The organism is Streptomyces rubellomurinus, from assembly GCF_000961885.1.
Classification (GTDB): Bacteria; Actinomycetota; Actinomycetes; order Streptomycetales; family Streptomycetaceae; genus Kitasatospora; species Kitasatospora rubellomurina.
Window position 1 is genome coordinate 20,419 of sequence record NZ_JZKH01000016.1, and the last position, 13,530, is coordinate 33,948.

Below are 13,530 nucleotides of genomic sequence, written 5' to 3' on the forward strand. Positions count from 1 at the left end.
TCAACTCGTCATCGCCCGCGACGTCCTGGCGCCCCGGCCCGGCCTGTCGTACCGTCCCCCTGTGACCCTCTCGCAGGCGGACGTCAACCGGATCTTCCTCCCGGCCACCTACGCGGACGGCGTGCCGTACGGCCTGTTCCGCGAGCTGCGGCGGGCCGCCCCGGTGTGGTGGGTGGAGGAGCCGCCCGTGGCGGGCTGGCCCGGCGGCACCGGCTACTGGGCGGTGCTGCGCCACGCGGACGTGAAGCACGTGCTGCGCAGCCCGGACGTCTTCTCCTCGCACCTGGGCGCGACCCAGGTCCGCGACCCGGACACCCCGGCCGACCTGGACTTCGTCCGGGCGATGATGCTCAACCAGGACCCGCCCGACCACTCCCGGCTGCGCCGGATCGTGGCGGGGGCGTTCACCCCGCGCGCCCTGGTCGAGCTGACGGACGCGGTGGCCGGCCGGGTGCGCGAGCTGGTGGCCGGGGTGCGGCCGGAGGGCGCCGCGGACCTGGTGCGGCTGGTGGCCGACCTGCCGGTGTGGACGCTGGTGCGGGTGATGGGGGTGCCCGAGCAGGACCGGCAGCTGCTGGTCGACTGGGCGAACCGGGTGATCGGCTACCAGGACGCCGACTACGCGCAGTCCAGCACCGCCGACCCGGCCACCCTGACCGACCTCGGCCGGGCGGCGCTCGCTCACCGCCCCACCGCCCTCACCGCGCCGGACGGCCGTCCGGTCAACCCGCGCTCCCGGCCCGCGCTGGCCGACATGTACGCCTACGCCCACGGGCTGGCCCAGGCCCCCGGGGAGTCGCGCGGCATCCTGACCCGGGCCCTGCAGGCGGGCCTGACCGCCGAGGAGTTCGAGACGATGTTCTTCCTCTTCGCCGTCGCCGGGAACGAGACCGTCCGCAACGGCCTGCCCGGCGCCCTGCTCACCCTCTTCGGCCACCCCGCGCAGTACCGGCAGCTGCGCGAGCGGCCCGAGCTGACCGGCCCGGCCGTCGAGGAGCTGCTGCGGTTCTGGCCGCCGGTGATGAACATCCGGCGCACCGCGGCCGCGGACACCGAGCTCGGCGGCCGGCCGATCCGGCGCGGGGACAAGGTGGTGGTCTACCACGCCTCCGCCAACCGGGACGAGACCGTCTTCCCGGAGCCGGACCGCCTCGACCTCACCCGCACCCCGAACGACCACGTGAGCTTCGGCTACGGCCCGCACTTCTGCGTCGGCGCCCAACTCGCCCGCGTCCAGCTGCGGTTGATGGTGCGCGAACTGCTGGACCGGCTGCCCGGGCTGGAGCCGGACCCGGCGGCGGGGCCGCCGCGGCGGCTGGTCACCAACTTCCAGAACGGCCTCAAGTCCCTGCCGGTCCGCTGGCGGACGACCGGCTGACGGCCCGCCGGCCGTCATGGCCCCTCCCCGCCGGGCCCTCCGTCGTCGAACGAGCGCCCGTCGAACACCTCGGAGATTTTCGCAAGAAGTTTCCGTTATTCCCGGCCGCCCCAGTCGCTCTCCGGAGTGTCAGCGGGCCCGAGCCCCCGGTTCAGCGGGGTGCGCGGGCCATGGCACGAGGAAAGGAACGCGATGGGACACCGAAGCAGCGAGCTCCGGCGGCGCAGGCGCCGCAGGCTCACCCGCCGGAGCGCACTGGTCGCCGCCGTGGTGGCGGCCGGACTGGTCGTGGGCACGCTCGGCATCCGCACCGCGCTGGAGCCGACGTCCGCGCACAGCACGGTCACGGCCGCGGACGTCGTCGGTGACCAGGCCGGCGTCGTGCCGGACGGCGACGGGTCGGGGGAGACCGGCACCGCCGAGGGCGGCAGCAAGCCGCCCGCCCCGAAGCGGGACGAGAAGGCCGCCCCGCCGAAGTCGATACCCAAGGACCAGCCCGAACGCGGCCTGGTCTACGCGGGGTTGAACCTGCCGGCCAGTGACCGCTGCGGCAGCATGCTGGAGGTCAGCGGCAGCACCCAGTGCAGCCACGGCCCGGACGTGCCCCCCAAGGACGTGGACATCCGCAAGGACGTCCCGCCGGTCGCCGCCCCGGCCGCCCAGCCGCCCGCGCTCACCCCGCCGGCCGACGTCCGCGCACCCGCCGCCGCCGACCTCCTCAAGGGCGGCGAGCCCGTCCTCGACGTCCAGCAGAAGGCGCTCCTCGACGGCTCCGGCGGTTCCGGCGGTGGCGCTGCCCCCGCCGGGTCCGGCCTGATCTGCGAGGGCGACGGCCGCAGCGGCAACCGCGTCCAGGTGGTGTACGTGCACACCCCGGGCAACGACCGCTACGCCCAGTACCTGGCCTCGTTCAAGAAGTGGGCCGTCGACGTCGACGTCATCTACAACGCCAGCGCGGCGGAGACCGGCGGCGAGCGGCACGTCCGCTTCGTCACCGAACCCGACTGCAGCGCCTCGGTGCTGAACGTGCAGATCTCCGACGCCGAGGCGGCGGACTTCAACGCGAGCAACCGCGCCCTCGCCGCGCAGGGGTTCGACCGCAAGGACCGCAAGTACATGATGTTCACCGACGCCAAGGTGTACTGCGGGATCGGCACCTTCGCCGGTGACGAGCGCCCCGGCCAGGACAACCTCAGCAACTTCGGCCCCTCCTACGGCCGCACCGACGCCGGGTGCTGGGGCGGCACCACCGCCGCGCACGAACTCGGCCACAACCTGGGCGCGGTGAACAACAGCGCCCCCAACTCCAGCAAGGCCGGGCACTGCGTCGACGAGTGGGACATCATGTGCTACTCGGACGCCCCCTACTACCCGCAGATGCGGACCGTCTGCCCGGACCGCGCCCATGACGACCGGCTCGACTGCAACCACGACGACTACTACAACACCGACCCCAAGCCCGGTAGTTACCTGGCCACCCACTGGAACGTCGCGAACAACCGCTTCCTCGTCGCGGGCGGCGGCACCGGCCCCAACCCCAACCCCACGCCGACGCCCACGCCGACTGGCTCGCCCACCCGCACGCCCTCGCCGACCCCGACGCCCACCGGCAGTCCGACCGCCACGCCGACCGGCTCCCCGTCGCCGACCGCGTCCCCGACCCGGGGCGGCGACACCGGGCCGGACCTGACGGTCAGTCAGGTCACCCAGAACTCCGCGGTCCTGAGCTGGAAGGCCGCTCCGGCGGCGGCCGGCTACGACGTCCAGCTGAACGGCCAGACCGTCGGCACCGTGCGTTCGACCGTGGTCGGCCTGGTCCGGCTCGCCCCCGGCACCTCCTACACCGTGGCCGTCGCCGCCCGCGACGCCGCCGGTTCGGTCGGCAGGCCCGGCCGCGCCGTCACCTTCCACACCCTCGCGGACGCGGGCCACCCGCAGCCCGGCACCCGGTACACCATGGTCAACGGTCTCACCGGCCAGGCGGCCGACCTGTGGGGCAGCTCGCTGAACGACGGCACCGTGGCCATCGCCTACCAGCGCACCGGCTACGCCAACCAGAAGTGGTCCTTCGAGGACGCCGGCAACGGCGCCGTCCGGATCAAGTCCGTGCGCTCCGGCAAGTGCCTGCAGCTCGGTGGCGCCGCCGTCGCCGGCCAGTACGTCGCGCAGCAGCCGTGCGCCGACACCGCCGCGCAGAAGTGGCAGCTCAACGCCGCCGGCGGCGGGTTCACCGTCACGGCGGACGGGGGTTCGCTGGTCCTCGGGCTCAGCGACCGCTGGTACTACGGCGGCTGGCTGCTGGAACTGCAGCAGCCGAGCGGCCAGCCGTACCAGAACTGGTCGCTGGTGAAGACCTCGTAGGTGCGGACCTCGTAGCTCCACGCTCCACCAGCGGGCGCGGCCGCCGTCACCGGACGGCGGCCGCGCCCTGGCATCCCGGCACCGCAGCCCCACCCCCGCCACCCCGAGGACTTCCCGCCATGCGCACCCGACCGCTCTTCGCCGCCCTCGCCCTCGCCGCCGCGGCCGTGCTGTCCGCCACCGCACCCGCCGCCGCCCACGGCGACAGCGTCCACCTGGACGTCTCCGGGCAGCGGAACGGTCACGTCAGCACCGTCGCCACCTGGGAGAACGACCACGACCCGGTCACCGAGGACTTCGCCGGCACGCTGTCCGCGACCGCCGCGGACGGCCGCACCGCCGGCCCCTGGCGACTGGTCGCCGTCCCGGGCAGCCCGGGGACGTACACCACCCGCGAGATCCTGCCGGCCGGCCACTGGAAGGTCACCGTCGAGTGCGCCTTCCCCTCCCTCGGCCACGGCGAGCGCGAATTCGACGTCGCCCCCGCCGCGGTCGACGACCCGCCGACCGCCTTCGCGACCGCGACGGGCGCCGCCGGTTCCCCGGTGGCCGCTCCGGTGGCCGGCCCCACGGTCGCTGCCACCCCGGTGGGGGACGCGTCCCACGAGGCCGCCGACGGCGGTGTCAGCCGGGCGACGTTCGGCGCGGCCGCAGCCGCCGCGGTCGTGCTCCTGGCCGCCGCCGGCCGCTGGCTCCGGCGCCGCCGCTGACCGTCCGACCCGCGGCCGTCAGACCGCGGCGCCCGCGCAGGTGGGGCAGAGCCCCCGGTAGGTGACCTCGGCGCCCGCCACGGCGAAGCCGAAGCGCTGCTCGGCCGGCAGGTCGGCGAGCGGGTCGCCGGTGGGGTGGACGTCGCGGATGGTGCCGCAGCCGGTGCAGACCAGGTGCTGGTGCGCGTGGTGCGCGTTGGGGTCGTAGCGCTTGGCGCGCCCGTCCGTGGAGACCTCGATGACCTCGCCGAGGGTGACCAGCTCGCCGAGGGTGTTGTAGACCGTCGCCCGGGAGATCTCCGGCAGGCGTGCGGCGGCTCTGGCGTGCACCTCGTCGGCCGTGAGGTGCACGTGGTCCCCGTCCAGGACCTCCGCCACGACACGCCGCTGGGAGGTGAGGCGCCAGCCGCGCCCGCGCAGTCGCTCCAGCAGGTCACTCATATCGGTTCACCTATTCAGGTCAAGGGGAAGAACGGATGGTACCAATCGGTGTCCGAGGTCTTCCGAATCCCGATCGAATATGGGTTTGGTGTCTTTCTTGACGTGGACTGTGTCCATCGTAGGATCGGCTCCGGCGATAGCCTAGGTAGTAGAGAAGACACCGCGTGATCCGCCTTGTGAGGAAGGATTCCCATGTCTGACAACCACGAAGCAACCGGCGAGGCCGCGGCGGGCTGCCCGGTGAACCACGGGCGGGCGCCGTACCCCGCGCAGGGCGGGGGGAACCGCCAGTGGTGGCCGGAGCGACTGAACCTGAAGATCCTCGCGAAGAACCCGGCCGTGGCGAACCCGCTCGGCGCGGACTTCGACTACGCGGCGGCCTTCGCCGCCCTCGACCTCCCGGCCGTCAAGCGGGACATCCAGGAAGTCCTCACCACCTCCAAGGACTGGTGGCCGGCCGACTTCGGCCACTACGGCCCGTTCATGATCCGGATGGCCTGGCACAGCGCCGGCACCTACCGGATCAGCGACGGCCGCGGCGGCGCCGGCGGCGGCCAGCAGCGCTTCGCGCCGCTGAACAGCTGGCCCGACAACGCCAGCCTCGACAAGGCCCGCCGGCTGCTGTGGCCGGTGAAGAAGAAGTACGGCCGCAGCCTCTCCTGGGCGGACCTGATCGTCCTCACCGGCAACGTCGCCCTCGAGGGCATGGGCTTCCGGACCTTCGGCTTCGGCGGCGGCCGGGTCGACGAGTGGGAGCCCGACGAGGACGTCTACTGGGGCCCCGAGACCACCTGGCTGGGCGACCAGCGCTACACCGGCGACCGCGAGCTGGAGAACCCGCTCGCCGCCGTCCAGATGGGCCTGATCTACGTCAACCCGGAGGGCCCCAACGGCAACCCGGACCCGATCGCCGCCGCCCGCGACATCCGCGAGACCTTCTACCGGATGGCGATGAACGACGAGGAGACCGTCGCGCTGATCGCCGGCGGCCACACCTTCGGCAAGACCCACGGCGCCGGCCCGGCGGACAACGTCGGCCCGGACCCGGAGGACGCGCCGATGGAGCAGCAGGGCCTCGGCTGGAAGAACCGCTTCCGCACCGGCGTGGGCGCCGACGCGATCACCTCCGGCCTGGAGGGCACCTGGACGGCCACCCCGATCACCTGGGACAACAGCTTCTTCGAGACGCTGTTCGGCTACGAGTGGGAGCTGACCAAGAGCCCGGCCGGCGCCTTCCAGTACAAGCCCAAGGACGGCGCCGGCGAGGGCACCGTGCCGGACGCGCACGACCCGAGCAAGCGGCACGTGCCGATCATGCTCACCACCGACCTGTCGCTGCGCTTCGACCCGGTCTACGGGCCGATCTCCCGGCGCTTCCTGGAGAACCCGGACCAGTTCGCGGACGCCTTCGCCCGCGCCTGGTTCAAGCTCACCCACCGCGACATGGGCCCCGTCGTGCGCTACCTCGGCCCGGAGGTCCCGGCCGAGCACCTGCTCTGGCAGGACCCGCTGCCGGCCGTCTCGTACGTGAACCCGGAGGAGGCGGACGTCGCCGACCTCAAGCGGCGGATCGCCGCCACCGGCCTGTCCGTCTCCGAGCTGGTCTCCACCGCCTGGGCGGCGGCCTCCTCCTTCCGCAGCAGCGACAAGCGCGGCGGCGCCAACGGCGGCCGCATCCGCCTGCAGCCGCAGGCCGGCTGGGAGGTCAACGAGCCGGACCGGCTGGCCGGAGTGCTGCGCGCCCTCGAAGGCGTCCAGCGGGACTTCAACGCGCAGGGCGGCGCCAAGCAGGTCTCGCTCGCCGACCTGGTGGTGCTGGCCGGCGGCGTCGGCATCGAGCAGGCGGCCCGGGCGGCCGGCCTCGCCGTCGAGGTGCCGTTCGCGCCCGGCCGCGTGGACGCGCCGCAGGAGCTGACCGACGTCGAGTCCTTCGCCGCGCTGGAGCCCAAGGCGGACGGCTTCCGCAACTGGGTCGGCAAGGGCAACCGGCTGGCGGCCGAGTACCTGCTGCTGGACAAGGCGAACCTGCTGGGCCTCAGCGCCCCCGAGATGACCGTGCTGGTCGGCGGTCTGCGGGTGCTGGGCGCCAACCACCAGCAGTCCTCGCTCGGCGTGCTGACCGACACCCCCGGTGTGCTGACGAACGACTTCTTCGTCAACCTGCTGGACCTGGGCACCAGTTGGCGCGCCACCTCGGAGGCCGCCGACACCTTCGAGGGTCGGGACGAGTCCGGCGCCGTGCGCTGGACGGGCAGCCGGGCCGACCTGGTGTTCGGCTCCAACGCCGAACTGCGGGCGATCGCCGAGGTGTACGCGGCGGACGACGCCAAGGAGAAGTTCGTGACGGACTTCGTCGCGGCCTGGGTCAAGGTCATGAACGCGGACCGCTTCGACCTGGACGCGAGCCGGGCGGTGTGATCCCGTCCGGCGTGACGGCGTGACGGCGTGACGGCGTGACGGCGTGACGGCGTGACGGCGTGACGGCGTGACGGCGGGAGCCCGGGGCGTGCGGCCCCGGGCTCCCGTTTCAGCTGTGTGCCGAGCCGACGCTGACCAGGCCGGTCTCGTACGCCGCGACCACCACCTGGGCGCGGTCCCGCAGCCCCAACTTGCCGAGGATGCGGGCCACATGGGTCTTCACCGTCGCCTCGGACAGCCCCAGCCGGGCGGCCAGCTCCGCGTTGCTGAGGCCGCGCGCGAGCAGGGCCGTCACCTCCAGTTCGCGCGGGGTGAGCGTCGCCAGCTCCCGGTGCGGCGCCGCGGCGCCGGGGGTGTCGCCGCCGGTACGGGCGAAGCGCTCGACCAGCCGCCGGGTGATCGCGGGGGCGAGCAGCGCGTCCCCGGTGCGGACCAGCCGGACGGCGGCGGCCAGGTGCTCGGGGGTGACGTCCTTGAGCAGGAAGCCGCTCGCGCCGGCGGCCAGCGCGGCGTAGACGTAGTGGTCCAGGTCGAAGGTGGTCAGCATGATGACCCGGGGCGGCTCCTGGGCGCTGCCGTCGAGGATCCGCCGGGTCGCCTCCAGCCCGTCCAGGCCGGGCATCCGGATGTCCATCAGCACGACGTCCGGCCGGGTGCGGCGGACGGCGGCGACGGCCTGCTCACCGTCCTCGGCCTCGGCGACCACCTCGATGCCCTCGGACTCCAGGATCAGCCGGAAACCGGTGCGGACCAGGGCCTGGTCGTCGGCCACCACCACGCGCAGCGCGAGCTCGTCGTCCATCAACTCTCCCAAGGGATCAGGGCCTTGACGCGGTAGCCGCCGCGCAGCCGGGGGCCGGTGTGCAGGGTGCCGCCGTAGACGGCGAGGCGTTCGCGCAGGCCGAGCAGGCCGCGCCCGTTGCCGGTGGCGGCGGCGCCGGTGGGGCGGCCGCCGGTGTCGGTGACCTCCACCCGCAGCCGGTCGGCGGCGTACTCGACGGTCACCGCCGCCTCGGCGCCGCCCGCGTGCTTGACCGTGTTGGTCAGCGCCTCCTGGACGACCCGGTAGGCGGCGAGCTCGACCCCGGGCGGGACGGCCCGGCGGGCACCGACGACGGTCAGCTCCACCGGCAGTCCGGCCTGCCGGACGCCCTCGACCAGGGCGTCCAGCCGGTCGAGGCCGGGCTGCGGGCTGAGGTCGGCGGTCGCGGCCGGATCGCCGTCGCCGGCGGTCGAGTCGATGGTCAACAGGCCCATCACGTGCCGCAGTTCGGTCATCGCCGCGCGACCGCCGGCCTCCACCGCGGCCATCGCCTCGCGGGCCCTGTCCGGCGCGGAGTCGAGGATCTTGCGGGCGGCGCCGGCCTGGATCGTCATCATGCTCACGTTGTGCGTCACCACGTCGTGCAACTCCCGGGCGATGCGCGCCCGTTCGTGCTCCACCGCGCGCTCCAGCGCGGCCAGCTGTTCGCGCTCCAGGGCGGAGCGGCGGCCGCGCTCCTCCTCCACCCGGCGGCGCCACATCCGCAGCTCGTACGCGACCGCGAGGACCGGCAGCAGTACCAGGACGGCAATCACGCCGTTCGGGAAGTGCGGCAGCTTGGCGTCCCCGAACAGCACCACCAGCCCGGCCGTCGCGGCCAGCAGACTCGCCAGCACCGGAACCGGGCGGCGCCCGTACGCGGCCGCGCCGTACGCGGCGACGATCACCGCCACGCCGACCGAGTACGCGATGTCCTCCGACTGGTGCCGTACCAGGAGCGCGCCCGGCAGCACCGCCCACAGCACCGCCAGCGGAAAGCGGCGGCGCAGCGCCAGCGGCAGCGGGACGAACGGCACCAGGACCAGCAGCCAGTGCCAGGCGTGCCCGTGCAGGGCGGGCGCGATGCTCGCGTACCGGCCGCTGACGGAGGCGAGGAAGACGGCCAGGGCCAGGTCGAACGCCTGGCCGCGCCGGGTCGGCCGGGGCGGGGCGGGCGCGCCGCCCCCGCCCGCCCGGGCCGCCGCGCACAGCCGTCGCACTGTCGGATGGTTGATCACCGGGACATTCTGGCGGTCCCCGGCCGTCCGGCACAGCCCGGCGGGCGGCGGCGGCCCGTACGCCGGGCGACTACCTCGCAGGGATGACGCCGTGCGCCGTACGCCGGGCGCGGTACGGACTTTGCCGCGGGCGGCGGACGCGGGCCCGCGCCGCCCGTCCGTACCTTCGTCCTCGTCGAACGTCAGGAACTGCGAGGAGCACGGGACATGAGCGATCCGGTGATCGAACTGAGCGGCGTCGGCCGCCGCTACGAGGGCGCGAGGGCGGCCCTGGACGGGGTGGACCTGAGCGTGCGGGCGGGGGAGTCGGTGGCCGTGCTGGGCCCGTCCGGCAGCGGGAAGTCCACCCTGCTCAACCTGGTCGCCGGGCTGGACCGGCCGAGTTCGGGCACGGTGACGGTGGCCGGGGTGCGGGTCGACCGGCTGAACGAGACCGGCTCGGCGCGCTACCGGCGCGGCACGATCGGCATGGTGTTCCAGTTCTTCAACCTGCTGGACGATCTGACCGTCGCCGACAACGTGGTGCTGGCCGGCGAACTGGCCGGCGTCCCGCGCGGCGAGGCCCGGCGGCGGGCCGCCGAGCTGCTGGAGTCGCTCGGCATCGACCGGCACGCCCGCGCCCACCCGGGCAGGCTCTCCGGCGGTGAGCGCCAACGCGTCGCGGTGGCCCGGGCGTTGATGAACCGGCCGGCCCTGCTGCTGGCCGACGAGCCGACCGGGGCGCTGGACTCCGCCTCCGGCGAGGACGTCAAGGAGCTGTTCCGCGAGTTGCACGAGGACGGCCAGACCGTCCTGCTGGTCACCCACGACCTGACCCTCGCCCGGGACTGCGCCACCCGCACCGTGCGGATGCGGGACGGCCGGATCGAGTCGGACACGGCGGTGGCGGCATGAGCGCGCTGGGGCGAGTCGTACGGGCCGGGGTGCGCCGCCGCCGGACGCAGTCGGTCGCGGTCGGCCTGGCCGCCCTGGTCGCCACCACCTGCTCGGTGCTGGGAGGTTCGCTGCTGGTCGCCTCCCGGGCCCCCTTCGACCAGGCCTTCGACGGCCAGCGCGGCGCCCACCTCACCGCACGCTTCGACGGCGCCCGGACCGGTGCCGACCAGCTCGCCGCCACCGCGCACGCCGCCGGGGTGACGGCCGCCGTCGGCCCGTTCCGCACCCTCACCCTCGACCCCGAGCCGACCCCCGGCGAGCACACCCCGGCCGGGGCGCAGCTGCCGCCGATGGCTGTCGCCGGGCGCGCCGAACCTGCCGGAGGTGTCGACAACGTCCAGCTGACGGAGGGGAGTTGGCCGAAGCGGCCGGGTGAGGTGGTGGTCGCCTCCGGGTACGAGACCTCGGCCGCGACGGGCGACACCCTGCGCCTGCCGGGCCTGCCCGGGGCGCCCGTGCTGAAGATCGTCGGCTTCGCCCGGTCCGTCAGCCGCACCGCCGACGCCTGGGTGACGCCCGACGCGATCGGCTCCCTCACCGCGCCCGGCAGCACCCCCGGCTACGAGATGCTGTACCGCTTCGCCGACGCCGGCAGCACCGCCGCGATGGACGCCGACCGGGCCGCCGTCGCGGCCGCCGCCCCCGCCGGGGCGCTCACCGGCGCCCAGTCCTGGCTCGCCGCCAAGGAGGGCTCGGACCGCAACACCGCGATGTTCCTGCCGTTCATGGTCGCCTTCGGCCTGCTCGGCCTGGCGATGTCGGTGCTGGTGGCGGGCAACGTGGTGGCCGGCGCGGTCGGCACCGCGACGCGGCGGATCGGCGTGCTCAAGGCGCTCGGCTGCACCCCCGCCCAGGTGGTGCGCGCGTACGTCGCCCAGGCGCTGATCCCGGCGGCCGCCGGCATCCTGCTCGGGGTCGTCGTCGGCAACCTGCTCACCGTCCCGGTGCTCGCCACCACCGGCCACGCCTACGGCACCACCGCCTCCGGCATCGCCCCCTGGGTGGACGTCGCGGTCGCGGGCGGCACCCTGCTCACCGTCGCGCTGGTCGCCTGGGCGGCCGCCGTCCGCGCCGGACGGCTGCGCACCGTCGAGGCCCTGGCCGTGGGCCGCACGTCGGGCGGCACCCGGCAGGTCGTCGCCGCCCGGATCGCCGCGCTGGCCGCCCGGCTGCCGCTGCCCCGGCCGATCGGCCTCGGTCTCGCCCAGCCGTTCGCCCGCCCGGCCCGCGCGGCCGGGATGCTCGCGGCGGTCGTGTTCGGCACGGCGGCGGCGACCTTCGCGGTCGGCATGGGCGGGACGATGAGCTGGGTGCAGGGGGCGAAGAACCACGACGCCTCGGACGTCCTCGTGCACCCGCAGCGCCCGGACCTGCCGCACGGCGCGCCCGGGGCGGCCGGGGCGGCGGCCCCGCCGGCCCGGCCGGTCGCCGCCGACCCGGCCGCCGTCACCGCCGCCCTCACCGCCCAGCCGGGCACCGCCGCCTACTACGGCCTCGGCGCCGTCGACGTCACCGTCCCCGGCGTCGCCGGGAACACCACGGTGACCGCCTTCGTCGGGAACAGCGGCTGGGCCGGCTACCGGATGGTCTCCGGGCGCTGGTACCAGGGCCCCGGCGAGGCCGTCGCGCCCGCCACCTTCCTCACCGAGGCCCGGGTCGGGCTCGGCGACCGGGTGACCTTCACCGACCACGGCCGGCCGGTCACCGTCCGGATCGTCGGCGAGGTCTTCGACCCGCACATGCAGACCAACGAGCTCTTCACCGACGCCGCCACCTTCCCCGCCGGGACGGCCCCCTCGCCGGACCTCTGGTTCGTCAAGCTCGATCCCGGCACCGACCACGCCGCCTACGCCACCGCCCTCGGCGCCGCGCTCGCTCCGCTGCACATGACCGCCGAGGCCGACGCCCGGCACAGCTCCAGCGGCTCCATCGCCGCGCTGAACTCGCTCACCGCCACGCTGACCCTGCTGCTGGTCGTGGTCGCCGGGCTCGGCGTGTTCAACACCGTGGTGCTGGAGATCCGCGAGCGCACCCGCGACATGGGCGTCACCAAGGCCCTCGGCATGACCCCGGCGCAGACCGTGGGCGTGGTGCTCGCCTCGGTGCTGCTGGTCGGGGCGGTCGGCGGCGCGATCGGCCTGCCGCTCGGGCTGCTGCTGCACGGCCGGACGGTGCCCGCGATGGGCCACAGCGCCGGGCTGAACTTCCCGGACTCCGCCCTCGACGTCTTCGGCACCCCGCTGCTGCTCCTGCTCGCCCTCGGCGGGCTGCTGATCGCCCTGCTCGGCGCGCTGCTCCCGGCCGTACGGGCGGCGCGGGCGCGGACGGTGGAGGCGCTGCGGGCGGAGTGACGGCGGCTGCCCGCTGCTGCGCATGGCGGCGGCGGGGGCGGGTAGGCGGACCTGGGGGGCCGCCTACCCGCCTACCGGGGCCTACGCCGTCTCCCCGCCTCCCCGTCTCCCCGCCGTGGAGCGATCATGAAGTTCGAACTCCTCCACCCCAACCCGAAGTACCCCCGGGCCCGCCTGGCCGACCCGCCCCCGTACGGCTACCTGCACCTGGCCGCCGCCGTGGCGCCGCCCGGCGGGCCGCCGTTCGTGCGCACCGACGCCGTGCGCAGCGCCCTGCTCGACCGGCTCAAGCCGCTGGCCGTGGCGCTCCAGTCGGAGCCGGCCGTCCGGCGGGCCACGGTCTACCGCGCGCTCCTCGCCCCGCCGCCCGGCGGATACGCCCGGCAGGGGCGCTTCCACCGGGCCAGCTTCGACGTCGCCGTCCTGGTGGAGACCGACACCCCCGAGGACCTCGGCCCGGTCACCGAGGGCGAGCGGTACCAGGCCCTGGCCTCGGCGCTGACCACCGCCGCCTCCGACACCCACGTGCTGCGCGCCCGCTGCACCCGCGCGCTCGCGGACGTCGACAAGAGCCGGCCCGCGCTGTTCCTGTTCAACCACTTCGTCGCCGAGGACAAGGACGTCGCCCTGGAGCTGTGGGAGCACCTGGCCGGCTGGTACGTGCGGGAGACCGGCCTGCGCGAGTCCACCCTGCTCGAACCGCTCGACGGCGCGGAGTCGGACTACGTCTTCGTCAACCACGCCCGCTGGGACAGCACGCCGCTGCGGCTGTTGCTGCGGCAGGTGAGCAAGCCGAGCTTCCGCAGCTACGTGCAGGCGAACCTGCTGGCCAACCGGGTCGGCGCGATGCCCGTCCTGTACCGGCGGACCTGACGCGTCACGCGGACCTGAGGCG

The 13,530-nt window shown here is 74.8% G+C and carries 10 protein-coding genes; 7 read left to right on the top strand and 3 right to left on the bottom strand.

From position 1 onward, the window contains the following. Positions 1-61: 61 nt before the first annotated feature. The 3 genes from VM95_RS10505 to VM95_RS38705 all read left to right on the top strand — a co-directional run bounded on the left by VM95_RS10505 (position 62) and on the right by VM95_RS38705 (position 4,449). A complete protein-coding gene (locus VM95_RS10505; protein WP_244178713.1) occupies positions 62-1,378 on the top strand; it encodes a cytochrome P450 in 1,317 nt (438 codons plus the stop codon). Between the two features lie 192 nt (positions 1,379-1,570). Beyond that, entirely contained in the window at positions 1,571-3,739 is a 2,169-nt protein-coding gene (locus VM95_RS10510) for an RICIN domain-containing protein (RefSeq protein ID WP_052707272.1), read from the top strand. A 119-nt stretch (positions 3,740-3,858) separates the two neighbouring features. Beyond that, entirely contained in the window at positions 3,859-4,449 is a 591-nt protein-coding gene (locus tag VM95_RS38705) for a hypothetical protein (protein ID WP_052707273.1), read from the top strand. 18 nt (positions 4,450-4,467) lie between these two features. Here the strand turns inward: VM95_RS38705 and VM95_RS10520 are convergent, their stop codons facing one another. Next, positions 4,468-4,890, bottom strand: coding sequence for a Fur family transcriptional regulator (locus VM95_RS10520; protein ID WP_045694536.1), 423 nt, complete (start codon positions 4,888-4,890; stop codon positions 4,468-4,470). Positions 4,891-5,082: 192 nt separating this feature from the next. Here VM95_RS10520 and katG point away from each other — a divergent pair, with 192 nt between their 5' ends. After that, a complete protein-coding gene (katG, locus tag VM95_RS10525; protein ID WP_045694540.1) occupies positions 5,083-7,308 on the top strand; it encodes a catalase/peroxidase HPI in 2,226 nt (741 codons plus the stop codon). Positions 7,309-7,417: 109 nt separating this feature from the next. Here katG and VM95_RS10530 read toward each other — a convergent pair whose 3' ends face one another. Both VM95_RS10530 and VM95_RS10535 read right to left on the bottom strand, forming a co-directional pair. Beyond that, the gene (locus tag VM95_RS10530) at positions 7,418-8,110 is read right to left on the bottom strand and encodes a response regulator transcription factor (RefSeq protein WP_045694544.1); all 693 of its coding nucleotides are present in this window, start codon (positions 8,108-8,110) and stop codon (positions 7,418-7,420) included. Beyond that, on the bottom strand, positions 8,110-9,348 hold the full coding sequence (locus VM95_RS10535) for a sensor histidine kinase (protein WP_078859774.1): 1,239 nt from the start codon (positions 9,346-9,348) through the stop codon (positions 8,110-8,112). The genes VM95_RS10530 and VM95_RS10535 overlap by 1 nt, the downstream gene beginning before the upstream one ends. Positions 9,349-9,555: 207 nt before the next feature. Here VM95_RS10535 and VM95_RS10540 point away from each other — a divergent pair, with 207 nt between their 5' ends. The 3 genes from VM95_RS10540 to VM95_RS10550 all read left to right on the top strand — a co-directional run bounded on the left by VM95_RS10540 (position 9,556) and on the right by VM95_RS10550 (position 13,508). Continuing rightward, positions 9,556-10,242 carry an ABC transporter ATP-binding protein gene (locus VM95_RS10540; RefSeq protein WP_045694546.1) on the top strand — a complete coding sequence of 229 codons (687 nt, stop codon included), beginning with the start codon at positions 9,556-9,558 and terminating at the stop codon, positions 10,240-10,242. Then, a complete protein-coding gene (locus VM95_RS10545; protein ID WP_045694547.1) occupies positions 10,239-12,635 on the top strand; it encodes an FtsX-like permease family protein in 2,397 nt (798 codons plus the stop codon). The genes VM95_RS10540 and VM95_RS10545 overlap by 4 nt, the downstream gene beginning before the upstream one ends. A 126-nt stretch (positions 12,636-12,761) precedes the next feature. Further along, complete coding sequence (locus tag VM95_RS10550; RefSeq protein WP_045694549.1) at positions 12,762-13,508, top strand: hypothetical protein; 747 nt, start codon at positions 12,762-12,764, stop codon at positions 13,506-13,508. Positions 13,509-13,530 lie beyond the last annotated feature (22 nt).

Coding starts and splice junctions, on each gene's coding strand:
- VM95_RS10530 (WP_045694544.1), bottom strand. CDS start 8,110: ATGGACGACGAGCTCGCGCTGCGCGTGGTGGTGGCCGACGACCAGGCC.
- VM95_RS10540 (WP_045694546.1), top strand. CDS start 9,556: ATGAGCGATCCGGTGATCGAACTGAGCGGCGTCGGCCGCCGCTACGAG.
- katG (WP_045694540.1), top strand. CDS start 5,083: ATGTCTGACAACCACGAAGCAACCGGCGAGGCCGCGGCGGGCTGCCCG.
- VM95_RS10545 (WP_045694547.1), top strand. CDS start 10,239: ATGAGCGCGCTGGGGCGAGTCGTACGGGCCGGGGTGCGCCGCCGCCGG.
- VM95_RS10520 (WP_045694536.1), bottom strand. CDS start 4,890: ATGAGTGACCTGCTGGAGCGACTGCGCGGGCGCGGCTGGCGCCTCACC.
- VM95_RS10510 (WP_052707272.1), top strand. CDS start 1,571: ATGGGACACCGAAGCAGCGAGCTCCGGCGGCGCAGGCGCCGCAGGCTC.
- VM95_RS10550 (WP_045694549.1), top strand. CDS start 12,762: ATGAAGTTCGAACTCCTCCACCCCAACCCGAAGTACCCCCGGGCCCGC.
- VM95_RS38705 (WP_052707273.1), top strand. CDS start 3,859: ATGCGCACCCGACCGCTCTTCGCCGCCCTCGCCCTCGCCGCCGCGGCC.